This window comes from Paracoccus litorisediminis (assembly GCF_009711205.1).
In the GTDB taxonomy this organism is placed as follows: Bacteria; Pseudomonadota; Alphaproteobacteria; order Rhodobacterales; family Rhodobacteraceae; genus Paracoccus; species Paracoccus litorisediminis.
Map to the genome: position 1 here is coordinate 768,180 of NZ_WMIG01000001.1, position 24,108 is coordinate 792,287.

The 24,108-nt window shown below is 64.3% G+C and carries 22 protein-coding genes; 5 read left to right on the forward strand and 17 right to left on the reverse strand.

Annotation, left to right across the window (positions count from 1 at the left end; all coding sequences use genetic code 11):
- Positions 1–13: 13 nt before the first annotated feature.
- From GL300_RS03905 to ureG, 3 genes are read left to right on the forward strand one after another with little or no spacing between them, the layout of a single operon-like run.
- A complete protein-coding gene (locus GL300_RS03905) occupies positions 14–484 on the forward strand; it encodes an urease accessory protein UreE (protein ID WP_155038236.1) in 471 nt (156 codons plus the stop codon).
- On the forward strand, positions 481–1,110 hold the full coding sequence (locus GL300_RS03910; protein WP_155038237.1) for an urease accessory protein UreF: 630 nt from the start codon (positions 481–483) through the stop codon (positions 1,108–1,110). Before GL300_RS03905 ends, GL300_RS03910 begins: the two co-directional genes overlap by 4 nt.
- Positions 1,107–1,733 carry an urease accessory protein UreG gene (ureG, locus tag GL300_RS03915; RefSeq protein ID WP_155038238.1) on the forward strand — a complete coding sequence of 209 codons (627 nt, stop codon included), beginning with the start codon at positions 1,107–1,109 and terminating at the stop codon, positions 1,731–1,733. The genes GL300_RS03910 and ureG overlap by 4 nt, the downstream gene beginning before the upstream one ends.
- A 77-nt stretch (positions 1,734–1,810) precedes the next feature.
- On the opposite strand, the gene GL300_RS03920 is transcribed toward ureG, so the two are convergent.
- The 4 genes from GL300_RS03920 to recA all read right to left on the reverse strand — a co-directional run bounded on the left by GL300_RS03920 (position 1,811) and on the right by recA (position 6,815).
- Positions 1,811–2,605 carry a class II glutamine amidotransferase gene (locus tag GL300_RS03920; RefSeq protein ID WP_155038239.1) on the reverse strand — a complete coding sequence of 265 codons (795 nt, stop codon included), beginning with the start codon at positions 2,603–2,605 and terminating at the stop codon, positions 1,811–1,813.
- A 65-nt stretch (positions 2,606–2,670) separates the two neighbouring features.
- Positions 2,671–2,961 (reverse strand): DUF1330 domain-containing protein, encoded by a 291-nt coding sequence (locus GL300_RS03925; protein WP_155038240.1) that lies wholly within the window; start codon positions 2,959–2,961, stop codon positions 2,671–2,673.
- Entirely contained in the window at positions 2,958–5,615 is a 2,658-nt protein-coding gene (alaS, locus tag GL300_RS03930; protein WP_155038241.1) for an alanine--tRNA ligase, read from the reverse strand. Before alaS ends, GL300_RS03925 begins: the two co-directional genes overlap by 4 nt.
- A 129-nt stretch (positions 5,616–5,744) precedes the next feature.
- Positions 5,745–6,815 (reverse strand): recombinase RecA, encoded by a 1,071-nt coding sequence (gene recA, locus GL300_RS03935; RefSeq protein ID WP_155038242.1) that lies wholly within the window; start codon positions 6,813–6,815, stop codon positions 5,745–5,747.
- A gap of 243 nt (positions 6,816–7,058) precedes the next feature.
- Between recA and GL300_RS03940 the strand changes: the two genes are divergently transcribed.
- Positions 7,059–7,643, forward strand: a complete 585-nt coding sequence (locus GL300_RS03940; protein WP_155038243.1) for a sulfotransferase family protein — start codon at positions 7,059–7,061, stop codon at positions 7,641–7,643.
- On the opposite strand, the gene GL300_RS03945 is transcribed toward GL300_RS03940, so the two are convergent.
- The 5 genes from GL300_RS03945 to guaB form a co-directional block, all read right to left on the reverse strand.
- Positions 7,628–9,235: an ATP-binding protein gene (locus GL300_RS03945; protein WP_246195068.1), complete on the reverse strand. Its 1,608-nt coding sequence runs from the start codon at positions 9,233–9,235 to the stop codon at positions 7,628–7,630. The two genes, GL300_RS03940 and GL300_RS03945, sit on opposite strands and share 16 nt — an antisense overlap.
- Positions 9,236–9,323: 88 nt before the next feature.
- A complete protein-coding gene (locus GL300_RS03950; protein WP_155038245.1) occupies positions 9,324–9,665 on the reverse strand; it encodes a hypothetical protein in 342 nt (113 codons plus the stop codon).
- A 53-nt stretch (positions 9,666–9,718) separates the two neighbouring features.
- Positions 9,719–10,867 carry an RsmB/NOP family class I SAM-dependent RNA methyltransferase gene (locus GL300_RS03955; RefSeq protein WP_155038246.1) on the reverse strand — a complete coding sequence of 383 codons (1,149 nt, stop codon included), beginning with the start codon at positions 10,865–10,867 and terminating at the stop codon, positions 9,719–9,721.
- Positions 10,868–10,921: 54 nt separating this feature from the next.
- Positions 10,922–11,728 (reverse strand): lysozyme family protein, encoded by an 807-nt coding sequence (locus tag GL300_RS03960; RefSeq protein ID WP_155038247.1) that lies wholly within the window; start codon positions 11,726–11,728, stop codon positions 10,922–10,924.
- A gap of 95 nt (positions 11,729–11,823) precedes the next feature.
- Positions 11,824–13,272 carry an IMP dehydrogenase gene (guaB, locus tag GL300_RS03965; RefSeq protein WP_155038248.1) on the reverse strand — a complete coding sequence of 483 codons (1,449 nt, stop codon included), beginning with the start codon at positions 13,270–13,272 and terminating at the stop codon, positions 11,824–11,826.
- Between the two features lie 261 nt (positions 13,273–13,533).
- Between guaB and GL300_RS03970 the strand changes: the two genes are divergently transcribed.
- Positions 13,534–14,664: an OmpP1/FadL family transporter gene (locus tag GL300_RS03970; RefSeq protein ID WP_155038249.1), complete on the forward strand. Its 1,131-nt coding sequence runs from the start codon at positions 13,534–13,536 to the stop codon at positions 14,662–14,664.
- A 109-nt stretch (positions 14,665–14,773) separates the two neighbouring features.
- Here the strand turns inward: GL300_RS03970 and murD are convergent, their stop codons facing one another.
- From murD to mraZ, 8 genes are all read right to left on the reverse strand, one after another.
- The gene (murD, locus tag GL300_RS03975; protein ID WP_155038250.1) at positions 14,774–16,174 is read right to left on the reverse strand and encodes a UDP-N-acetylmuramoyl-L-alanine--D-glutamate ligase; all 1,401 of its coding nucleotides are present in this window, start codon (positions 16,172–16,174) and stop codon (positions 14,774–14,776) included.
- Positions 16,175–16,263: 89 nt separating this feature from the next.
- Positions 16,264–17,346 (reverse strand): phospho-N-acetylmuramoyl-pentapeptide-transferase, encoded by a 1,083-nt coding sequence (gene mraY, locus GL300_RS03980; protein ID WP_155038251.1) that lies wholly within the window; start codon positions 17,344–17,346, stop codon positions 16,264–16,266.
- Complete coding sequence (locus tag GL300_RS03985; RefSeq protein WP_155038252.1) at positions 17,346–18,731, reverse strand: UDP-N-acetylmuramoyl-tripeptide--D-alanyl-D-alanine ligase; 1,386 nt, start codon at positions 18,729–18,731, stop codon at positions 17,346–17,348. The genes mraY and GL300_RS03985 overlap by 1 nt, the downstream gene beginning before the upstream one ends.
- Positions 18,728–20,197, reverse strand: coding sequence for a UDP-N-acetylmuramoyl-L-alanyl-D-glutamate--2,6-diaminopimelate ligase (locus GL300_RS03990; protein WP_155038253.1), 1,470 nt, complete (start codon positions 20,195–20,197; stop codon positions 18,728–18,730). Before GL300_RS03990 ends, GL300_RS03985 begins: the two co-directional genes overlap by 4 nt.
- Before the next feature lie 29 nt (positions 20,198–20,226).
- The gene (locus GL300_RS03995; protein WP_155038254.1) at positions 20,227–22,032 is read right to left on the reverse strand and encodes a peptidoglycan D,D-transpeptidase FtsI family protein; all 1,806 of its coding nucleotides are present in this window, start codon (positions 22,030–22,032) and stop codon (positions 20,227–20,229) included.
- Positions 22,029–22,430 (reverse strand): cell division protein FtsL, encoded by a 402-nt coding sequence (ftsL, locus tag GL300_RS04000; RefSeq protein ID WP_155038255.1) that lies wholly within the window; start codon positions 22,428–22,430, stop codon positions 22,029–22,031. The genes GL300_RS03995 and ftsL overlap by 4 nt, the downstream gene beginning before the upstream one ends.
- Positions 22,430–23,404, reverse strand: a complete 975-nt coding sequence (gene rsmH, locus GL300_RS04005; protein WP_155038256.1) for a 16S rRNA (cytosine(1402)-N(4))-methyltransferase RsmH — start codon at positions 23,402–23,404, stop codon at positions 22,430–22,432. The genes ftsL and rsmH overlap by 1 nt, the downstream gene beginning before the upstream one ends.
- 1 nt (position 23,405) lies before the next feature.
- Complete coding sequence (mraZ, locus tag GL300_RS04010; RefSeq protein ID WP_192335638.1) at positions 23,406–23,915, reverse strand: division/cell wall cluster transcriptional repressor MraZ; 510 nt, start codon at positions 23,913–23,915, stop codon at positions 23,406–23,408.
- Between the last annotated feature and the right edge of the window lie 193 nt (positions 23,916–24,108).

A 24,108-nucleotide genomic window follows, 5' to 3' on the forward strand; every position in this document is an offset into this window, starting at 1 on the left:
CGGGGGTGCGTCAATGAGCGCGCCCCTGATCAGCCTGCGCGCGACAGAAGTCCTGCGCGCGACCCCGGCCGAGGATACCGTCGTCCTTGACTATGAAGGCCGCTTCCTGCGCCGCAAGCGCCTGATTTCCCGTGCGGGTCTGTCCTTTCTGGTCGACCTGCCCGAGACCGTCAGCCTTGATCCCGGCGATGCCTTTCGCCTTGAGAGCGGCCAGTTGATCGGTGTCGTCGCAGCGATGGAGCCTTGCCTGCGCGTCGTGGGGCCACTGCCCCGCCTTGCCTGGCATATCGGCAACCGCCACACCCCCTGCCAGATCGAAGCCGACCATCTGCTGATCCGCGCCGATCATGTGCTGGAGGGCATGCTGCGTGGCCTTGGCGCAACCGTCACCGCCACCATGGCCCCCTTTGCCCCCGAGGGCGGTGCTTATGGCCACGGCCGCACCATGGGCCATGACCACGGCCCCGGCTTCCATTCGCACTGATGCTCTCCCGTCTGACCCTGATCCAATGGCTGTCCCCCGCCTTTCCGACCGGGGGCTTCGCCTATTCCCATGGCCTTGAACAGGCCATGGTGGACGGTGCCCGCGATGCCGATGCCGTGCGGGCTTGGGTGTCGGATGTGCTGCGGCGCGGCGGTGGCTGGACCGATGCCGTGGCTCTGTCCCTGACCCTGCGCGGCGAGGATGCCGACGAACTGGCCGATCTGGTGCGGGCGCAGGCCGGATCGGCCGAGCGCCTGACCGAGACGATGGATCAGGGCCGCGCCTTCGCCCAGACGGTCGAGGCGCTGACCGGTTCGCCCCAGCCGTTGCGCCCCCTGCCCGTCGCCGTCGGTTTTGCTGCGCGTGGGCTGGACCTGCCGCATGAAGACATCATCGCCCATTACCTGCATGCCTTTGCCGCCAACCTGATCTCGGCGGCGACGCGCTTCCTGCCCTTGGGTCAGGCGCAAGCGCAGCAGACGCTGGCCGCCCTGCATCCGGTGATCGCAGATGTAGCGGCGCTGGCGGTGCAGGCAGGGCGGGACGCGCTTGAAACCGGTTGCTTCGGCGCCGATCTTGCCGCCATGCGGCATGAAACTCTGGACGTAAGGATTTTCCGCACATGAGCCATAACGGCCCCCTGCGCGTCGGCATCGGCGGCCCCGTCGGCGCGGGCAAGACCACCCTGACCGAGCAACTGGCCCGCGCGCTGGCCCCGCGCCTGTCGATGGCGGTCATCACCAATGACATCTACACCCGCGAAGATGCCGAGGCGCTGATGCGCGCGCAGGTCCTGCCCGTCGACCGCATCCGCGGCGTCGAGACCGGCGGCTGCCCTCATACCGCGATCCGCGAGGATGCCAGCATCAATCTGGCCGCCGTCGCCGATCTGCGCGCCGCCCATCCCGATCTGGAGCTGATCCTGATCGAATCAGGCGGCGACAATCTGGCCGCGACCTTCAGCCCGGAACTGGCCGACCTGACCATCTATGTCATCGACACCGCCGCCGGGCAGGACATCCCAAGGAAGCGCGGGCCGGGACTGGCGCGCTCGGACCTGCTGGTGGTGAACAAGACCGATCTGGCCCCCTATGTCGGGGTCGATCTGGACCTGCTGGAGAGCGACGCGCGGGTTGCTCGCGGGCCCCGGCCCTTTGTCATGGCGCAATTGCGTCACGGCAAGGGTATCGACGAGATCGTCGATTTTCTGGTGCGCGAGGGCGGGCTGGTTCTGAGAACCGCAGCCTGACGGGCCGAAGGCAGACGCATCGCGGGCTGAAAGCTCGCAGTGGGTATTTGTGAAACGGAGAAATGCGCGGTCGCGCCTCAGGCGGCCGCCGCCTGAGCCTGTGGCACGAAGGGTGTGACCACCAGATCCGGGCCGTCAAAGATGCAGAAGCTTTGCGGCGGCACCTCCAGCCAGTCGGATTCATCCGTTTCCAAAGGTTCCGAGACCACGGCGCGTCCGCCCCGCGTGTCCGACCAGCGATGAAACAGTGTCGGCGCCTGATTGTCGCTGGCATAGCGCAAGGCATAGAGCCTTTCGCCATCCGAGAAGGCGGCGGTCAGGCGGACATGCGGCGCTTCGCCCTTTTGCCGGGCAAGGGATTCGAACTTCGCAGTGGCGATGGCCATCGCGCGGGCCGGGTCATTGTCCAGCCCCTCACCCAAGGCCATCAGGAACAGCGCCTCACTGTCGGTCGCGCCCTTGCGATGCGGATAATATTCGTCGGGGATCATTACTTCGGCATGGCGGCGGTAGCGGTCATAGCCGCCGAACTGGCCGTTATGCATGAAGCTCCATCTGCCGACGACAAAGGGATGGCAATTGTTGCGGCTGGTTGCGGTGCCGGTCGAGGCGCGGACATGGGCCAGAAACAGGTGCGATTTCAGCGTCGCGGTCAGGCTGCGCAGGTTGCTGTCGGACCAGGCGGGCATGATGTCGCGGTAAAGACCCGGCTCGGGGCGTTCGCCGTACCAGGCAACGCCGAAACCATCGGCATTGACCGGAGTATGGCAGCGCGTCGCGCCATGGCTTTGCCGGACCAGCGAATGGCCGGGCCGGCAGATCACGTCCTCAAGGAAGATCGGACTGCCGATATAGGCTGCCCAGCGGCACATACCTGTCCCCTTTCGTGCTTTTTCCGAAGCTTGGCACGAAAAGCTTGAGAAATCATCAATAAGTCTTAGGCCGGGTTTTCCTCGACGATCACAAGATCGCGCTCGGCAGCACCTTTGGCGAATTCGAGGGCAGCCTGATACTCGGCCGAGCGGTAGCAGGCCACCGCATCCTCGACGCTGGGGAAGCGGGCGACGACATTGCGGGCGCGCTCATTGCCCTCAAGCTGCACATAGCGCGTGCCACGGGCAAGGAAGACCCCGCCATGCGCGGCGATGGCCGGACCGGCCAGCTTGGCATATTCGCCGTAAGCGTCCGGGTTGGTCACGTTGACATGGGCAATCCAGAGCGCGGTCATGCTTTCTCTCCGATCAGGGTCTCAATGGCAGCGATGGCGCTGTCGGCGGCATCCAGGCTGGGCGCGCCGCCCTGGGCGCGGTCGGGACGGCCACCGCCGCCCTTGCCACCCAGCGCCGCGGTCGCGGCCTGCACCAGTTCGACTGCGGTAACACGCGCGATCAGGTCGGGCGTGACGCCAGCGGCGACGGTCGCCTTGCCATCGGCCTCGGCCAGAACCACCACTACGCCGGAGCCCAGACGCGACTTCATCTCATCGACCAGCGGGCCAAGTTCCTTGCCCGAGACGCCATCGACGCGGCGCGCGATCAGCTTGATGCCGTTGATTTCCTTCGGCGCGTCGTCCGAACCGCCGCCCATCGCCAATTGACGCTTCAGCTGGGCGACCTCATTGGCCAGAGCCTTGCGCTCATCAGCCAGCGCGCGGACCTTGTTCACGACGTCACCGGCCTGCGCCTTGACGATGCCCGCGACCTCGGACAGTTCGCCGTCGACGCGGCGCAGGGCATCCATCGCAGCCTGACCGGTCAGCGCTTCGATCCGGCGGATGCCGGCAGCCGAGGCGGTTTCCGAGGTCAGCGCGAACATGCCGATATCGCCGGTGCGCGCGACATGAGTGCCGCCGCAAAGTTCCAGCGAATAGGTCCGGCCGTTCGCGCCCTTGCCCGAACCGACCAGTTCACCCATCGAAACAACGCGGACTTCGTCGCCGTATTTCTCACCGAACAGCGCCTGCGCGCCAAGACCACGGGCGTCGTCCGGGGTCATGATACGGGTCTCGACCGGGGTGTTCTGGCGGATGAAATCATTCACCTCGCGTTCAACTCGGGCGATTTCTTCGGCAGTCAGCGCTTTGGCATGGCTGAAGTCGAAGCGCAGACGGTCCGGCGCGTTGAGGCTGCCGCGCTGAGCGACATGCTCACCCAGCGCGCGGCGCAGTGCCTCATGCAGCAGGTGCGTGGCCGAATGGTTCGCACGGATCGCGCCGCGGCGGTCGTGATCGACCGCAAGCTGCGCACCCTGAGCGCGGCTGATCGTGCCCAAGGTGACCTCGGCCACATGGATGAACAGACCGCCGGATTTCTTGGTATCGGTGATGCGCGCGGCCCCGGTCTCGGTCTTGATCAACCCGGTATCGCCGACCTGACCGCCGGATTCGCCATAGAAGGGCGTCTGGTTCACGACGATCTGGACCTCCTGGCCTTCGGTCGCCTGTTCGACAGCCGCGCCATCCTGCACCAGCGCAAGGATCTGACCTTCGCTTTCCTCGGTGTCATAGCCAAGGAATTCGGTCGCGCCATGCTGCTCAGCAAGGTCGAACCAGATCGCCGCGTCCTTGGTTTCGCCCGAACCCGCCCATGCGGCGCGGGCCTTGGCCTTTTGCTCGGCCATGGCCGTGTCGAAACCGGCGGTATCGACCGCGCGGCCCTGCTCGCGCAGGGCGTCCTGCGTCAGGTCCAGCGGGAAGCCATAGGTGTCATACAGCTTGAAGGCAGCCTCACCGGGCAGGTTCGCACCTTCGGGCAGGCGGGAAAGCTCGTCATCCAGCAGGCGCAGACCGCGATCCAGCGTCTGCTTGAAGCGGGTTTCCTCCAGCTTCAGGGTTTCCTCGATCAGCGCCTGTGCGCGGCCCAGTTCCGGGTAAGCGGTGCCCATCTGGCTGACCAGCGCCGGGACCAGCTTGTGCATGACCGGGTCTTTCGCACCAAGAATATGCGCGTGACGCATGGCGCGGCGCATGATGCGGCGCAGGACGTAACCGCGACCCTCGTTCGAGGGCATGACGCCATCCGCGATCAGGAAGCTGGTCGAGCGCAGATGGTCGGCGATGACGCGGTGATGCACCTTGCCCGGACCGTCGGGATCGTTCGAGGTCGCGTGCGCCGAAGCCTCGATCAGGCTGCGCATCAGGTCGGTGTCGTAGTTGTCGTGCTTGCCCTGCAGCAGCGCGCCGATCCGCTCCAGCCCCATGCCGGTGTCGATCGACTGCATGTCGAGGGCACGCATCGAGCCATCCTCGAACTGCTCGTTCTGCATGAAGACGAGGTTCCAGATCTCGATGAAGCGATCGCCATCCTCATCCGGCGAGCCGGGCGGACCGCCCCAGATCTTGTCGCCGTGGTCAAAGAAGATCTCGGTGCAGGGACCGCAGGGGCCGGTCGGGCCCATCTGCCAGAAGTTGTCGCTGGTCGGGATACGGATGATGCGGTCATCCGACAGGCCCGCGACCTTCTTCCAGATATTCGCGGCCTCATCGTCGGTATGATAGACGGTGACCAGCAGCTTGTCCTTGGGGATGCCGAAATCCTTGGTCAGCAGCTCCCATGCATAGGGGATCGCCTGCGTCTTGAAATAGTCGCCAAAGCTGAAATTGCCCAGCATTTCAAAGAAGGTGTGGTGGCGCGCCGTGTAGCCGACATTGTCGAGGTCGTTGTGCTTGCCGCCCGCGCGCACACATTTCTGCGCCGAGGTCGCGCGGTTGTAATCGCGCGTCTCAACCCCGGTGAACAGGTTCTTGAACTGAACCATGCCCGAGTTGGTGAACATCAGCGTCGGGTCGTTGCGCGGCACCAGCGGGCTGGATTCGACCACACGGTGACCGTTGCGTTCGAAGAAGTTCAGAAACGTCGAGCGAATATCGTTCAAGCTTGGCATGGCGCAATCTTCCCGGATGAGCAGAGTCCGCAAATAACCGAGGGGCGCGCGGGCGTAAAGCCGGAACGCTTAGGCGGGCGGCAAAGGAAAACGCGCCCCGTCGGGGCGCGCATGGCGATGGGCGGTGGATCAGTCCTCGGTCACGGCATCGTCGCCGTCATCGGTGGCTCCGAAATCCAGACCGTGGCTGGCGCGGATCTTGTCCTCGATCGCATAGGCGATTTCGGGATTGTCGCGCAGGAACTGCTTGGCATTCTCGCGGCCCTGACCGATGCGCTCATCGCCATAGGAATACCAGCTGCCGGATTTTTCGACCACGCCGGCCTTGATCCCAAGGTCGATCAGCTCACCAACCTTCGAAATCCCCTCGCCGAACATGATGTCGAATTCGACCTGACGGAAGGGCGGGGCCACCTTGTTCTTGACGACCTTGACCTTGGTCGAGTTGCCGACCACCTCGTCGCGATCCTTGATCGAGCCGGTGCGGCGGATATCCAGACGCACCGAAGCATAGAATTTCAGCGCATTGCCGCCGGTGGTGGTTTCGGGATTGCCGAACATTACACCGATCTTCATGCGGATCTGGTTGATGAAGATCACCATGCAGTTGCTGCGGCCGATGCTGCCGGTCAGCTTGCGCATCGCCTGGCTCATCAGGCGGGCCTGGCTGCCCATCTGCATGTCGCCCATGTCGCCTTCGATCTCGGACTTGGGCGTCAGCGCCGCGACCGAGTCGACCACGACCAGGCTGACCGCGCCTGATCGAACCAGCGTATCGACAATCTCCAGCGCCTGCTCGCCGGTATCGGGTTGGCTGATCAGCAGCTCATCCAGATTGACGCCCAGCTTCTTGGCATATTGCGGATCCAGCGCATGTTCTGCGTCGACAAAGGCGCAGACGCCGCCCTTTTTCTGCTCTTCCGCCACAACATGCAGCGTCAGCGTGGTCTTGCCCGAGCTTTCCGGGCCAAAGATCTCGATGATACGGCCCTTGGGCAGGCCACCAATCCCCAGCGCGATATCCAGACCCAGCGAACCGGTCGAGGTCGCCTCGATCTCGGCCACCGGATTATCACCGCCGAGCTTCATGATCGAACCCTTGCCGAACTGCCGCTCGATCTGGGCCAGCGCGCTGTCCAGAGCCTTCTGCTTATCTGCCGATCGCTTGTCGTTCATGTCGAAAAGTGAAGCCCCTGCCATGCTGTCCCCATGTTTATTTCACACCCCGCCCGCCGGGGTCAATCAGCGCCCGCCCGCGATTTGTTCACGGGATGTTCTAATCTGAGCAGTTTCTTTCAAAATTGCAAGAACAGCTTCGGGATATGCAGGTCAGCCTCTTGCGCGTGTCGTTGCAGCATCGCAGCGAAAGGTTAAGAAACAGTTTACAGCCCCCGGCCCGACCGCTATCCCCGTCAGGCTCGATACCACCGGGAGGCAGCCAGAATGTTGATCTTTTGGGAAAAGCGGCTGGTCTTTCTGGCGACTCCCAAGGCCGGTTCCACTGCGATCGAGGCCGCGCTGGAATCATTGGCCAATGTTGCCGTGCAGCGCCCCTCGCCGTTGAAGCACACCGATCTGCGGGCCTATCGCCAGTATATCGAACCCTGGCTGCGTCATGAGACGGGCGAGAGCTTCACCACCGTCGCCCTCATGCGCGAGCCGATCAGCTGGCTGCAAAGCTGGTATCGCTTCTTGCTGCGCGACGATATCGACGACCCCGACCATGCCATGATCGGCGTCAGCTTTGCCGAGTTCGCGCGCGCCTATGCCAACCCGTCCCATGAATTCCATCGCCGGATCGGGGGGCAGGCGGGCTTTCTGACCCATCAGAGCGACCGTGCCGACCGCATCTTCCGTTACGAAGACATGGAATCGTTTACCCATTTCCTTGAAGACAATCTCGACTGCGCGATCAGCCTTCCGCGCGTGAACGTTCCGCCCGAGGTCGATGTGTCCCTGAATGAGGACGAACAGGCGCGGCTGCGCGAGGTCATGAGCCGCGACATCGCGCTTTACGATTCGCTCTGAGCGGACAACGGCACCGGCGCCCGCTGAAGTTGCTGGCTGACCAGCGAGGTCAGTTCGGTCAGTGAAAATGGCTTGGCCAGGAAGGCCGAGTTTGGCACCGGCACATGGCCTTCGCCAAAGGCATCCTCGGCATAGCCTGACATAAAGACGACACGCGTCTGTGGCCGGTCTCGAAGTGCCGTCCGCACCCATGCCGGGCCGTCCATGCCGGGCATGACCACATCCGTCACGAAAACATCCACCGACAGGCGGTGATCGGTCAGCAAAGACAACGCCTCTTCGGCTGATGCGGCCTCGATCACCTTCAACCCCTGCAATTTCAGCGCTCGACTGGCAAAGGCGCGCACAGGGGCCTCATCCTCCACAAGAAGGACGGTGGCATCGGGCTCATGTCGTGGAGCCGGGACATGGATGGCTTCCTGCGCGACTTCGCTTTCGACCGGGCGGTCATGCGCCGGGAAATACAACGCAAACGTGCTGCCCTGCCCCAATTGGCTATCGCAGAAAATATAGCCTCCAGTCTGTTTGACGATGCCATATGCCGTCGACAATCCCAGCCCGGTCCCCTCGCCCAGACGCTTGGTGGTGTAGAAGGGCTCAAAGATCTTGCCGAGATCGTCATCGCTGATCCCACAACCCTGATCACGGACCTGCACCCGAACATATTCGCCAGCAGGAAGGCGCGCCTTGCCGATCTGCATTGCCCCATCGATCTGCAGGTTGTCGGTGGTGATCGAGATATCGCCGCCGTTCGGCATTGCGTCACGGGCATTCACCACAAGATTCATGATGACCTGTTCCAACTGCCTGCGATCCGCGCGGATCATTCGCAGCGTCGGATCATGCTCAAAGGTCAGATAGATCCGTTCGCCCACCAATCGGTTCAGCAGATGCGTCAGGTCAGCCAGCGTGTCGCGCAGATCCATGATCTGCGGTTTCAATGTCTGTTTGCGCGAAAAGGCCAACAACTGACGCACCAGCGCCGCGGCGCGATTGGCGTTCTGGCTGATCTGGTCCAGATCTGAATAATCCGGGTCCGACTTATCGCGACGCAGCATCAGCAGATCGCAATGCCCAGTAATGGCCGTCAGCAAATTATTGAAGTCATGCGCGATTCCGCCTGCAAGCTGACCGATCGCCTGCATCTTCTGACTTTGCACGAATTGCGCCTCAAGCGTCTTCATCGCGCTGGCGTCCGAAAGCACGGCGATGACCTGATCGGCACCGTCACGAGTCAATCCAACCTGAACAAAGCGGTCGCCGCCCGCAGCTTTCAGGTGCAGTACCTCCGAGCCGCCGGACATCCGACCTGCAGAAATATCGGCAACCCAGTCGCAGATCTCACGCCCCAGACCGTCAAGATGCGCTGCAATAGATTGGCCTGGCATCGCGTCACCCAGCAGGTCGCGAGCGGCCTCGTTCAGCCGAATTATACGTGCGTCGCCTTGCAGAATAACGATGGCCACCGGAAGTCGGTCGAAGTCGCTGCTGACGGGCTTGTTCGCCTCGGGTTCAGGCGCAACATGCTTGGGCACAGCCTGCCAAAGCTGCAGCGTCCCCAGCCTCCGAACCAGATGCGAGCCAAGGCCCAAAAGTGAGGCCTGATAATCGCCCGACCTCGTCAGAATCAGCCGGATATCCTGCCAAGCCCTATCGGGCTCGGCATGTCCCAGCGCCAGATCATCTTGTATCCGTCCCCCCGGTCAGCACGCCGTCGCGCACGATCGAGGCCGCGTTCTGCGCAAGAATTGCACCGCCTTCCCCCACCAGAAACGCCGGATCGGCAATCGCCGCCAGCGTCCGGCGGGCAAGAAACAGCTTGCGCCGCTGCGAGAGGATGGACGCAGCAAGGCGCGCCCAATGCTCTCCTACCAGCAAGGCCACGGCGATACCGGCGCTGATCACCCCGGCCGCAATACCAGCCTGCGGCACGCCCTGTGTCATCAGATACCCCGCGCCAAGCAGCACCGACACCAAGCCCAGCAACAGTGCAAGTTTCGCAAAGGGTATATCCGCCGTCATCACATCACCCGTTTTCGTCAGGTGGTGATAGCATCCCGCCGATTAATCGGAGGTTAATTCCGCCTCAGGATCGCAAGGAAAAACCCATCCGAGGCATCGAGCGGCGTGAATAGCCTGTGACTGACCAGACAAAAATCCGAGCGGTTCAGAAAGCCATTGATCTGGCGCATATTTTCCGCATCAAGGACCGAGCAGGTCATATAGGCCAGATGGCCGCCCGGCGCGACCAGGTGCGATGCCTCATCAAGGATGCGGGCCTGCAGCTCGGTCAGGCCGTCCAACCCTTTGGGGTCCAGCCGCCATTTCGCATCAGGCGTGCGCCGCCAGGTGCCACTGCCCGAACAGGGCACATCGGTTACGACCAGATCGAACGAACCACGCAACTGACCGGGACGGGCCAGACGAATCCGCGCCCCAGCCCGTTCGGCACGGCGCGGCAGGTCGGACATCCGGGCGGGATTGGCATCATGCGCCGTCACCTCGACCCCGCCTTGCGCGGCGATGGCCAGCGACTTGCCTCCCCCACCCGCGCAGTAATCCAAGACCTTGCGCGCCTGCGGCAGTGCCGCACAGGCCAGTTGCGGCGACAGGTCCTGCAACTCGACCAGACCCTCAAGATAGGCGCGAGAGGCCGACAGCCGCCTGCCGCCCTGCATGACCAGCAATGCAGTCGGCAGATCAGGCGAGGCCTCGGCCGCAATCCCGTCCTGTGCCAGCGCTTCGATCGCCTGCTGCGGCGTCGCGCGCAGGGCGTTTGCCCGCAGCCAGACCGGCGCGCGATCGCGCATGGCGGCAGCGATCGCTGCGGCGTCATTGCCCAGCGATTCCCGCCACAAGGGGATGACCCAATCCGGCAGATCAAACGCCTCGGCTTCCGATGGCGCGCGCGCCTGCGCCAGTTCCGCATCGTCCAGCGCTGCCGGAGCATGCCCGATGCCCGAGAAGATCGACACGGGATCGGCACCATCTTCACGACACATGCCAAGGATCAGACCGCGTCCGGTCAGCGCCCCACCCAGCGCCGCCCGAGAGCGTCGCCGCCGCAGACTGTCAAACACCAGATCGCGGATCGCGGCACGGTCGCCCGAACCGGCGAAACGGCTGGCACGCGACCAGCGCAGCAGGGCAGCCTCGGCCGGGTCACCGGCAAGGATCTGGTCAAGGATGGTAATCGCGGCCTGTGCGCGCGCGGCAGGGGTCATGGCAAAAACAATTCCTGGGAGGTTGCGCCCAAAAAGGCACTTGGCCCCGCATTGTCAATCCCGAAGCGCCGGATCTTCGGCGGGCGGGCCCTGCGCGAATAGCGGCCCGCCCGCCCGAGCGGCAATCAGCGGACCACGCGCCGCAACCAGCGTCGCCCCCCTGCCCTGACCGATGGCTGCCAGCGAACCCGGCTGTCCGGTTACCCCCGTGCCCAGCGGCGCCCCCAGCAGCATCAGCCTTTGCCGCACCGCCTTGCGCTGCCCCGAGGCGATCGACGCAAACTGGTTATAGGTCTCGGGCGAACCGCTCATGCCGGAAAAACCGCGCGCGTTCAGCATCTGATGCAGGGTATCGAACCGCGCCAGATAGCGGTCGGCATATTGAGCCGTGCGGGAATGAAAGGCCCCGGCGGCCCGCCGCCAATCACCCATCTCGGCGAATAGCCCGGCAACGAAGCGCGCCGCATAGCGGGCATTTTCCAGCGGATCGAACATCTGCTCGACCGAGGCAAAGTTCTGGCCGTGCCAGCGATAGTTCAGCTGGAAACACCCGATGTCCAGATTGGTGCGCCCCTGTGCCAGCCGGTCATGGGCAAAGGCGATGGCAGATTCGGGGTCGTCAAACCATGTCCCCTCCCCCTCGGAATTCGCGCTCCACGCCCAGGGGCGGACGACGCCGTCCATCCTGCGCCCGGTTTCGGTCAGGGTCAGCGCGCCAAGGATGTCCGAGGGAACGCCGGTTTCGCTGGCCGCCTGCATCGCGGCCCACTCGCAGACCTCGGCAGCAGGCAGCGCCTGCGCCCGCCCCGCAATCAGGGCAAGCGCCAGACATACCGCAAGAAACCGGATGATCGCCGCCATGCCCACCGCCCGAAATACCAAGGGCAGTCTAGGCGCGACAGCTTAAGATTCCGTTTCCGCAATGAAAAAGGGCGGCCAAAGCCGCCCCTTCAAACTTAACCCAGACGGTAGTTCGGGCTTTCGCGGGTGATCTGCACGTCATGGACGTGGCTTTCCTTCAGCCCCGCCCCGGTGATGCGCACGAATTCGCAGCCGCCGCGCATCTCGGCGACGGTGGCGTTGCCGGTATAGCCCATGGCGGCGCGCAGACCGCCGACCAGTTGGTGGATGACCGCAGCGGCCGAACCCTTGTAGGGAACCTGCCCCTCGATCCCCTCGGGGACCAGCTTGTCCGAGGCTGCATCCTTCTGGAAGTAGCGGTCAGCCGAGCCGCGCGCCATGGCACCCAGCGAGCCCATACCGCGATAGGATTTGAACGAGCGGCCCTGATACAGGATGACCTCACCCGGGCTTTCATCGGTCCCGGCAATGGCCGAGCCGACCATGGCACAGCTTGCGCCCGCCGCGATCGCCTTGGCGAAATCGCCCGAGAACTTGATGCCGCCATCGGCGATGACCGGGATGTCACCCGCACCAGAAACCGCATCCATGATCGCGGTCAGCTGCGGCACGCCCACGCCCGCGACGATGCGAGTGGTGCAGATCGAGCCCGGACCGATGCCGACCTTGATCGCGTCAGCGCCAGCCTCGATCAGCGCGCGTGCTGCGGCAGCGGTGGCGACGTTTCCGGCGACGACCTGAACCTGATTGGAATGGGCCTTGATGCGGCTGACGGCGCGGGCGACGCCCTCGGAATGGCCATGCGCGGTGTCAATCACCACCATGTCCACCCCGGCATCGACCAGCGCAAGGCTGCGCTCATAGCCTTCTTCACCGACGGTCGAGGCCGCGGCGACACGCAGACGGCCCAGATCGTCCTTGCAGGCCAAGGGGTTCAGCACCGACTGCTCGGTATCCTTCAGGGTCAGCAGCCCGGTAAGCTTGCCTTCACCATTGGTGATCAGCAACTTCTCGATCCGGCGCTCTTTCATCAGGTTGATCGCCTGAGCGCGGTCGGCGGGCTCGTGCAGGATGGCAAGGTTGTCGCCGGTCATGATCGCGCCGACCGGGGTGCGGTCGTCGCTGGCAAAGCGCATGTCGCGGTTGGTGATGATGCCGACCACACGACCGGTTTCATCCACGACCGGGAAGCCGGTGACGTTGTAGCGTTCCTGCAGGGCTTTCGCATCGGCAATGGTTTGATTGGGCGTCAGGGTGATCGGGTTATAGACAATACCCGATTCGAAGCGTTTGACACGGCGGACCTCGTCGGCCTGCTGTTCGGCAGTCAGGTTGCGGTGGATCACGCCGATCCCGCCCGCCTGAGCCATGGCAATCGCCATGCGGCTTTCGGTGACCGTATCCATCGCGCTGGAGAGCAGCGGAATATTCATCCGGATCTGCTTGGTGACAAAAGTCGTCACATCCGCCGTCGAGGGCATCACCGAGGAAGCCGCAGGTACGAGAAGAACATCGTCGAAGGTCAGAGCCTCACGAATCTGCATGGGAGCATCCTATCAGGGGTTCGTTTGGCAGTTTCCCATTTCACGGGCCGCGAGGAATGTCCAGCCTCAGAACGAATCTGGCGGTCAGTTTGCCGCATCGGCGGCCCTCCAAAGGCTGTTGTATGTGCGCCGCAGTCACACTCTTAGGATGTGAATGGGGGGTGCGACGTCGCGTCAACTGCCCGATAAGATTGACGTGAACGGAAAGCTTGCGAAATGCTCGATTGAGGCCCCCGCACGGGCCACGCATGGGAGGAAGACATGAAAAACACGATGACCGGGCTGGGCCTGTTGCTGATCAGCACGGCCCCGGCACTGGCAGGGGGAATCGAGCGCGCACCGCAGTCGCTGGCCGTTCTGTTCGAAAATGGGAATTATGCCGAACTGAGCTTTGGTGGCGTCAACCCGACCGTTCAGGGCCATGACATTCTGGGCTTCAAGACCGGAGACGTGGCGCAGGGCTATGGCTTCTATGGCCTCGCCTACAAGCACCAGTTCACCGAAAACCTGTCGGGCGCCTTCATCATGGAGCAGCCCTTCGGTTCGGACCTGCGCTACCCGCTGGCGACCGATGGCGGTTCGCCGGTTCTGGGCGGCACGCGGGTCGAGGTGAACTCGACCACCTATACCGCCGTGCTGCGCTACAAGTTCCAGAACAATTTCTCGGTCCATGGCGGTATCCGCGCCTCGCATGCCGATGGCGGCGTGACGCTGGACGGCGCAGGCTATCAGTCGACTGCGGGCTACAACCTGGACATCGACGGCGCATGGGGCATGGGCTGGGTCGCAGGCGTTGCCTATGAGATCCCGGAATATGCCGCGCGGGTCTCGCTGACCTATAACTCGCAGATCGACCACGACTTCGACCAGAGCGAAAGCGGCGGCCCGCTGCCGGTAACCATGGATGGCACGTACGAGGTCACCACGCCGCGCAGCTGGACCTTGGAAGGTCAGACCGGCGTGGCTGCGGACACGCTGCTGTTCGGCTCGATCCGCTGGGTGAAATGGTCGGAATTCAAGGTCGACAACTTCCTGTTCCCGATCGTGACCCCGCTTGGGGAAATCCCGCTGGTCGAGCTGGAAGACACCACCACCTACACCATCGGCGTGGGCCGCAAGTTCAACGAGAACTGGTCGGGTTCGGTCGCCTTCATCTATGAGCCAAGCGTGGGCGGGCTGATCTCGCCGCTGGCACCCTATGACGGGCGCAAGGGCATCCAGGTTGCCGCGATCTATACGATCGACAACATCAAGATCTCGACCGGGATCAACTACTCCAAGCTGGGTGATGCGGATCTGGGCGTCGGCTATTCCGGCAACAAGACCGAAGTCGGCAAGACCGATGACAACGAGCTTTGGGGTGCGGGTATCCGCGTCGGCTATTCGTTCTGATCCCTGCCCGGACATGAATAAAGAAGGCCCCGGTTCGCGCCGGGGCCTTTTCATATTTATCGCTGCGCCCGGTCGCGATGCCGTGGCGGGTATTTAGGAAACGAAGAAATCAGGGCTTCAGCGCCTGCACCAGCGCGGTGAAATGCTCTCCGCGTTTTTCGAAATTGGGATACTGGTCGAAGCTGGCGGCGGCGGGGGCGAGCAGCACGGTTTCACCCGGCTGGGCCTCGGCGCGCGCGCGGGCGACGGCCTGATCCATGGTTTCCGCGATTTCGTAAGGGGTCTGGCCGATCTGCAAGGCGAAATCGCGGGCGGAATGGCCGATCAGATAGGCCTTGACCACCTGGCCCAGATGCGGCGCCAGTGCCTCGATCCCGCCGTCCTTGCCCATGCCACCAGCGATCCAGCGGATGTTCTGGAAGGCGGTCAGCGCCTTGGCCGCGGCATCGACATTGGTCGCCTTGCTGTCATTGACCCAGCGGACACCGTCGATTTCGGCGATGGTCTGGCTGCGATGCGGAAGGCCGGTGAAGCTGTGGAAGGCGCGCTCGATCTCGCGCGGGGCAATGCCCACGGCGCGGGTCGCGGCATAGGCAGCAGCGGCGTTCTGGTGGTTGTGCTCGCCCGGAAGGCCCGTCACCTCGCGCAGGTCCAATGATGCGACCTGACGGCCCTTGCGGTATTCCGACAGGAAGCCCTTGCGGGCAAAGACCGACCAACCGAAGCGTTCAAGCTTTTGCCCCGAGGAGATGCGGATGACGCGGTCGTCAGCCGGCCCCATGGCCAGTTGGTCGGCAAGGTAGCGCCCCTCGACCTCATCGACGCCGATCACGGCGCGGTCGGGGCCACCTTCGGCAAACAGGCGACGCTTGGCCGCGAAATAACCACCGGGGCCACCGTGGCGGTCCAGATGGTCGGGCGAGAGATTGGTGAAGACCGCGATGTCCGGGGTCAGCGCGCGGGCAAGGTCGGTCTGGTAGCTGGACAGTTCGAGCACAACCACCTCGCCATCGATGGCCGGTTCCAGGGACAGGACACCGGTCCCGATATTGCCGCCGATCTGGGTCGGGCGACCGGCTTCCTTCAGGATGTGATGGATCAGCGCGGTGGTGGTCGACTTGCCGTTCGAGCCGGTGATGGCGATGACGCGGGGGGCCGTGTCGAACTGGTCCCAGTCGCGGGTCGCAAAGCTGCGGAAGAACAGGCCGATATCATTGTCCACCGGCACGCCAAGCTCATAGGCCTTGGCAATGACCGGGTGGGGCTTCGGGTAAAGATGCGGGATGCCGGGGCTGGTGATCAGGGCAGAGACGCCATCCCAGTTCGCGTCGCGAGTCAGGTCGAGGACGGTCAGGCCATCGGTCTCGGCCTGAGCGCGGGTATCGGCGCCATCGTCCCAGACAACGACTTTGGCTCCGCCCTCGGCAAGGGCTGCGGCGGTGGCGCGGCCGGAGCGGCCAAGGCCGAGCACGGCGATGGTCTGGTTTTCGATGCCTTGGACGGGGATCATTCTTCACCTCAGGGACGGTGCGCTGAAGCGCACCCTACGGAACATTCGCGGCATCGTAGGGTGCGCTTGAGCGCACCGCAACGAGGGGCTTAGCGCAGTTTCAGCGTTGCCAACCCGATCAGCGCGAGGATCAGCGCGATGATCCAGAAGCGGATCACGATCTGGGCCTCGCCCCAGCCTTTCTTTTCGAAGTGGTGGTGGATGGGGGCCATCAGGAAGACCCGCTTTCCGGTGCGCTTGAAATACAGCACCTGAATGATCACCGACAGCGCCTCGACCACGAACAGCCCGCCGACGATCGCCAGCACGATCTCGTGCTTGGTCACGACAGCGATGGCACCAAGCGCACCACCCAAAGCCAGCGAGCCGGTATCACCCATGAACACCGCCGCAGGCGGCGCGTTGTACCAAAGGAAGCCCAGGCCCCCGCCGATCAGCGCCGCGACAAAGACCGCCAACTCACCCGTGCCCGGCACGAAATGCACGCCCAGGTAATTTGCGAAATTCGCGTTCCCGACCATATAGGCGATGATGGCAAAGCTGGCCGCCGCAATCATCACCGGCATGATCGCCAGCCCGTCCAGACCGTCGGTCAGGTTCACCGCATTGGCGGCACCCAGAATCACCAGAACGCAGAACGGCACATACAGGATCGACAGGTTCAGCAGCGCGTCCTTCATGAAGGGCAGCGCCAGCTGGCCGCTTAGCGCCGGCGGATGCAGATAGGCCGCAGCCACTGCAGCGCCCGCCGAGATGCACAGCCCGATCAACAGCCGCACCCGGCCCGACAACCCGGCATGGTGCTGCTTGGTGACCTTGGCATAGTCATCGGCAAAGCCGATCGCCGCGAAGCCCAGCGTCACCAGCAGCACGATCCAGACATAACCATTGTCCAGCCGTGCCCAAAGCAGCGTGCCGACGGCCAGCGCCGCCAGAATCAGCAACCCGCCCATGGTCGGGGTCCCGGCCTTGGAGAAGTGGTTCTGCGGGCCATCGTCGCGGATCGGCTGGCCCTTTTTCTGCTTGCGACGCAACAGGTCGATCAGAGGTCGGCCGAAGAAAAATCCAAAGATCAGCGCCGTGAAGAAAGCGCCGCCCGCCCTGAAGGTGATATACCTGAAAAGGTTAAAAAAATCACCGCCGTCAGAGAGGGACGCAAGCCAGTAAAGCATTACTTGTTCCTTTCGCCAGGCGGCGTGCTTTGCCGCGTCCGCCGCAGGGCGTCAACCACTGTCGAGACTTTCGAGGATTTCGAGCCCTTGACCAGCACGATATCGCCGAGGCCTACCAGCTCCCCGACCCGCGCGGCCAGCTCTGATGCGGTTTCGGCATGGATACCGCGGCGCGCCTCGGGCAGGGCGTCGTGCAGGGCACGCATGCGCGGCCCGGCGGTATGGACCACATCGACCGAGGCCATGGCCGGATCCTCCGCCATGCCGCGATGCATGGCGATCTCATCGGGGCCAAGCTCCAGCATGTCGCCAAGAATCGCCACGCGGCGCCCCCCGGTCAGCCGAGCCAGCGTTGCCAGTCCGGCCGAAAGCGAGGTCGGGTTGGAGTTATAGGCGTCGTCGATCAGGCGCAGACCGTCCAGATCCTCGACCGCGCCGCGGCCCAGCGGCGGGCGCCAGTCGGACAGCGCCTTGGCAGCGACCGCAACATCGGCCCCTGCGGCCCCCAGTGCCGCCAGCACACCAACCGCGTTCATCACGAAATGCGTGCCGGCGCTGGCCAGGGTGAAATCGATCGTCTCGCCCAGCACCCGCGCCCGAACCTGCGTCACGCCGTCGACCGTCTCGGCCTTGATCGGGCGGGCCATGCCCTGCTGACCAAAGCCGATGACGATGGCCCCCGAATCGTCGGCACAATCGCGCAGGATCTGGGTCACGGGCAGATCCTCGGGGACGATGGCCGTGCCGGGTTGCAGCAGCCCCCGGAAGATCGCGCCCTTTTCGTGGGCGATGCCCTCGATCGCGCCGAAAGCCTCAAGATGGGCGGCGGCGACGGTGGTGATCATGGCGACATGCGGGCGGGCCAGACGGGCCAGAGGCTCAATCTCGCCGGGATGGTTCATGCCGATCTCGATAATGGCGAAATCGGTGTCTGCGGGCATGCGGGCCAGCGTCAGCGGCACGCCCCAATGGTTGTTGTAGCTGGCCTCAGCGGCGTGGATGCGCCCCTGCCCGGCCAGCGCGATGCGGGCCATTTCCTTGGTCGAAGTCTTGCCCACCGAACCGGTGATGGCAATGACCTTGCCCTGCATGCGCGCGCGACCGGCGCGGCCAAGCGCCTCAAGCGCCTCAAGCACATCGGGCACGACCAGCAAGGCGGCGTCATCCGCGACGCCTTCGGGGATGCGGCTGACCAAAGCCGCGCCCGCGCCCTTTTCCAGCGCCTGCGCCACGAAATCATGCCCATCCCGCGCGGCGGCCAGCGCCACGAACAGATCGCCGGGTTGGATGGTCCGGGTATCGATGGAGACGCCGGTGATCACGAAATCACGGGTGGCGCGGCCCCCGGTTGCGGCAACCGCGTCCTGCGAAGTCCAAAGCGTCATATCTTGCCATCCAGCGCCGCCACGGCAACCGAGGCCTGCTCTGCGTCATCAAAGGGATAAATGTCATTGCCGATGATCTGGCCGGTCTCGTGACCCTTGCCCGCGATCAACAGCGCATCGCCGGGTTGCAGGGCATCGACACCGCGCAGGATCGCCTCGGCCCGGTCGCCGACCTCGATGGCCTCGGGGCCTGCACCGGCCATGACCTCGGCGCGGATCGCGGCCGGGTCTTCGCTGCGCGGGTTGTCGTCGGTGACAAAGACCAGATCGGCGAATTCACGCGCCGCCTCGCCCATCAGCGGACGTTTCAGGCGATCACGATCGCCGCCCGCGCCAAAGACCACGATGATGCGGCCCATCACATGCGGACGCAGGGATTGCAGTGCCGAGGCCAATGCCCCCGGCTTGTGGCTGTAATCGACAAACACCGCGGCGCCATTGTCGCGCATCGCGGCCAGCTCCATCCGGCCACGCACGGTGGTCAGTTGCGGCAGCGTGTCAAAGACCCGCGACGGATCATCGCCCGCTGCGATCACCAGCCCAGCGGCGGCCAGCACGTTTTCGGCCTGAAAACCGCCGATCAGCGACAGGCGGATCAGATGCGCCTGTCCCTGCCAGCTGAAGCGCAGATCCTGCCCGGTCGCGTCATAGCGCTGACCAAGAATGCGCAGATCCGCCGCGCCGTCGCGGCCAACCGTGGTCAGGGCCAGCCCGCGATCCCGCGCGATCTGGGTAATCTGGCGGCCGCGCGGATCGTCGATATTGATGACCGCGCCTGCGCCTTCATCAAGAATATGGTTGAAAAGCAAAGCCTTGGCAGAGAAGTAGTCGTCGAAGTCCTTGTGGTAATCCAGATGGTCCTGGCTGAAGTTGGTGAAACCACCGGCCTTCAGCCTGACCCCGTCCAGACGCCGTTGGTCCAGCCCGTGGGAACTTGCCTCCATCGCGGCATGGGTGACCCCCGCCGCTGCGGCCTCGGCCAGAACACGGTGAAGGGTCAGGGGATCGGGCGTCGTATGCGCCAGTTTCGCCTGATAGTCGCCCTGCACCCCCATCGTGCCAAGGCTGATCGCCTTATGCCCCAACTCCTGCCAGATCTGCCGGGTGAAGGTCGCAACCGAGGTCTTGCCCGAGGTGCCGGTGATTCCGACCATGGTTTCCGGCTGAGCCGCGAACCACAGGGCCGCAGCCCCTGCCAGCGCCGCGCGCGGGTCTTCGGCCACGACCAGCGCGGCGTCGGATGCAGCCAGTTCGGCCGCGGCAATGTCCGCGCCCTGACGGTCGGTCAGGATCGCGCCTGCCCCCTGTCGCAGCGCATATTGGATGAACTCGCCCCCGTGACGTGCCGATCCCGGCAGGGCCGCGAACAGATGTCCGGGCCTTGTCTCGCGTGAATCGACGCTGATTCCCGTCACATCGGGGTCGCGCCCCTTGTCCCCTCGTAGCCCCAGAAGGGACAGTCGCATGGCCCGGTCAGTCACGGAAACCTCGTTTCTCAGTTCGAGACGAGCTTTATCCCATCCGCCAGCGGGCGTTCAACCACGGGAAGCGGGGTCTCGGTGATCGGGCGCAGGCCCAGAAGCGGCGCGAGGCGACGAACCATCTCTCCGGCAACGGGGGCCGAGGTCGCGCCGGCGGTGCGGCTTTCGCCACCCGCACCGGTCGAAGTCGGCTCATCCAGTGACACCACCAGCACATATTCCGGGTTGCTGGCCGGGAAGACCGAGGCAAAGGTCGAAACCACCTTGTTCTTGTAATAGCCACCCGTGGGGCGCGGCTTGTCGGCGGTACCGGTCTTGCCGGCAACCTCGTAGCCCTCGACATTGGCGCTGCGACCGCTGCCCCGGACGACGACCTGACGCAGCAATTGCACGGCGGTCTGCGCGGCCTGCGGCGACAGGACCTGCTCGCCCTCCTTACGGCTCCGCTCATGCACCAAGGTCGGCGAGACGCGCTTGCCGCCATTGGCGATGGTGGCATAGGCGGTGGCCAGATGCAGCGGGCTGGCGGCCAGACCGTGGCCGAAGGACACCGTGGCCGAGGTAACTGCGGGCCAACGCTTGGGCACCAGCGGCTTGCCGGTCGGGGCCTCGCTCATCTCAACCGGGGTCGGCTCGAAGAAGCCCAGACGCTCAAGGAAATCGCGCTGACGCTCGGCCCCCAGCAGTTGTGCAACCCGCACCGTCCCCACGTTCGAGGATTTCACGATGATGTCCGTGACCGACAATGTGCCGTAATTGTGATTGCGGAATTCGTTGATCAGGTATTTCCCGATCCGCATCGGGGCATTGGCGTTGATCATCGTGTTGGCGTTGACCAGCTTCAGGTCCAGCGCCTGCGCCACCGGGAAAATCTTGAAGGTCGAGCCAAGCTCATACTGGCCCTGCACCGCGCGATTGAACAGCGGGCTGTCCGACGGGTCGCCGGTCAGCAGCGGACGCGGACGGTCATTCGGGTCGAAATCCGGCAGGCTGGCCATGGCGACGATTTCGCCAGTCTTGACCTCCATCAGGATGCCGGTGGCACCCTTGGCCTGCATGACCTTCATGCCGTTCGACAGCATCTCCTCCATCGCGGCCTGCACGGTCAGGTCCACCGACAGGCTGAGCGGTGCGCCGTCATTGGCCGGGTCGCGCAGCCAGCGATCAAAGGCCTTCTCGACGCCGGCGACGCCGACCACCTCGGCGCTGGCCACGTCTTCCTTGCCAAAGGTCGAGCCGCCAAGGATGTGGCTGGCGATGCGGCCATTGGGGTAAAGGCGCATCTCGCGCGGGCCGAACAGCAGGCCCGGCTCGCCAATGTCATGGACGGCCTGCATCTGCTCGGGCGAGATCTTTTTCTTGATCCACAGGAAACTGCGCTTGCCCGAGAAATCCTCTTTCAACCGCTCGGCCTTCAGGTCGGGAAAGATCGCAGCCAGTTTTTCGGCGGCAGCATTGGGATCGACCATCTGCCGGGGATGGGCATAAAGCGAATGGGTCAGCAGGTTCGTCGCCAGCACGCGGCCATGACGGTCGGTGATGTCCGCCCGCTGTGAGATGATCTGCGCGCCTGTCGCCTGCGCACGTGGCTCACTGGGCTGGCTGGCAGCCATCGCGCCCATGCGGATCCCCACGGTGGCGAAGGCCGCGACAAAGGCCATCGCCATGATGAACAGCCGGCCCTGCGCGCGGTTCCGCGCCCCGTCCTGAATGACCGCGTGACGCTGGGCGAGGTTCTCGGCCTCGATCGCGTCGGGATTTTCGCCGGTTTCGCGGGCGCGAAGGATGCGCGCCAGAGGTCGCAGGGGGGTGCGGATCATGGCGTCCTCTCCTGTGGTCTGATGGGCGGGAAGCCCGCGGGACGTTCGACGGGCACATTGTCCGGGCTGGTGAGCAGCCCCAGCGGATCAAGCGGCGCGGCCGCCGGTTTCGGTTTGGGAAAGCTGACCTGCACCACATCGACATACTGGCTGGAATCAAAGGGCATCAGCTTGAGCTTGTCGAAGTTCAGGTTGACCAGATCCTGCAGCCGGTCGGGCCGGTTCAAAAAGGCCCATTCAGCGCGCAGCACGCCCAGATCCTCGCGGAGCGTGGCGATCTCGCGCTGGACCGATCCCATTTCGGTCAGCGCAGCCTGCGTGCTGTAATTCTCGCGATAGGCCCAGAACGCCATTCCCATCACTGCCAAGGTTGTCAGCAGATACAGGACCGAGCGCATCAGACCCCCCTTTCACTCAGCCGGGGCAGGCCCAGCATCTGGGAATCGACCCGACCCGCGGGGGCCGTTGTCCTGATCCCGACCCGCAGCAGCGCCGAGCGCGAACGCGGGTTGGCGGCCAGTTCGGCGTCATCCGGGCCGATGGCGCGGCGGAACGGCAGGGTAAAGGCCGCTTCGTCCTGCGCCACCTCGGGCGCATGACGGCTGCCACCCCCGGCGCTGTTCGAGCGTGTCTGCATGAAGCGCTTGACGATCCGGTCCTCAAGCGAATGGAAGCTGACCACGGCCAGCTTGCCACCGGGACGAAGCGCGCGCTCGGCCGCCGACAGGCCCGCGACCAACTGGCCGAATTCGTCATTCACCCAGATGCGGATCGCCTGAAAGGTGCGGGTCGAGGGATGGCTTTGGCCGGGCTTGGGGCGCGGCAGGCAGCCACCGACAATATCCGAAAGCTGCCCGGTGCGGCTCAGCGGGCGCGCGGCCACGATGGCCTTGGCGATCCGGCGCGAGGCGCGCTCTTCCCCGTACAGATACAGCACATCGGCGATGACCTGCTCGGGCATGGTGTTCAGCAGATCGGCCGCCGTCGGCCCGTCGCCGCCCATCCGCATGTCCAGCGGCCCGTCGCGCATGAACGAGAAACCGCGCTCGGCCTGATCCAGCTGCATCGAGCTGACGCCCAGATCCAGCACGACGCCATCGACCTGCTCACCCGCCAGTGCATCGAGGTCGGAAAACGTGCCCTCGACCAGCTTCAGGCGGTCGCCATATTCCCCGGCCCATTCTTGCGCCATGCTGAACACCGAAGGATCGCGGTCGATGCCGATGACCTTGTCCGCGCCCTGTGCCAGAAGCCCGCGCGCATAGCCGCCCGCGCCGAAAGTGCCATCGACCCAAGTGCCGGAGACAGGTGCCACTGCCCGCAGAAGCGGGCCAAGCAGAACCGAGATATGAGGATCATCCACGCTCGACATCCTAGGCCTCAGCCTTGGGTGCTGAGGACAGCAGGGAAAGCGGGTCGGCGCCCGGTTCGAAATTGGGGACGAGGTCTTCCAGGGCGCTCTCCTGCGCTTCGTAATTCGTGGGGCTCCAGACCTTGAGGCTGTCACCCGATGAGATGAAGAAGGCGCTGTCGCTCAGGCCGATCCTGTCGCGCAGCTTCTGCGGCAGCACAAGACGACCGTCATTGTCGATCTCGGTTTCTTCCGCATGTCCGTAATAGATGTTTTCAAGCAGGTTGCGTTCGGCACTGCCGCGCGGAAGTTCCGAGATCTGCTGATCGATCTCTTCCATCGCCTGCATGGTGAAAAGCTGAAGATGTTTCCAGTCGCGGGTACCGAACACGATGACCAGACGCGCCCGCTTGCCGGTGCCCCAGTCGTCGTCACAGGCTTCAAAGACCCGCCGGAACTTGGCCGGGATCGAAACGCGACCTTTCGCGTCGACCTTGACCTCCTCGGATCCTCTGAACCTGCTGCGCGCCACTGGCCCGCACTCCTTCCACTGTCCCGACCTTTCCGGTCTTCTGAAAATGGAAAGGGCGGATCGGGCTGCTGCCACTGCCCGATCCGCCGCCCTCGTTCCCATCTCTGGGCCCCGTAGTTTCGGGGATCGATCCTGTGTTTGCGCCACCTGGGGGAGGTGCTGCTCGCGCGCCACAGGGCCGTTTCGGAAGCGG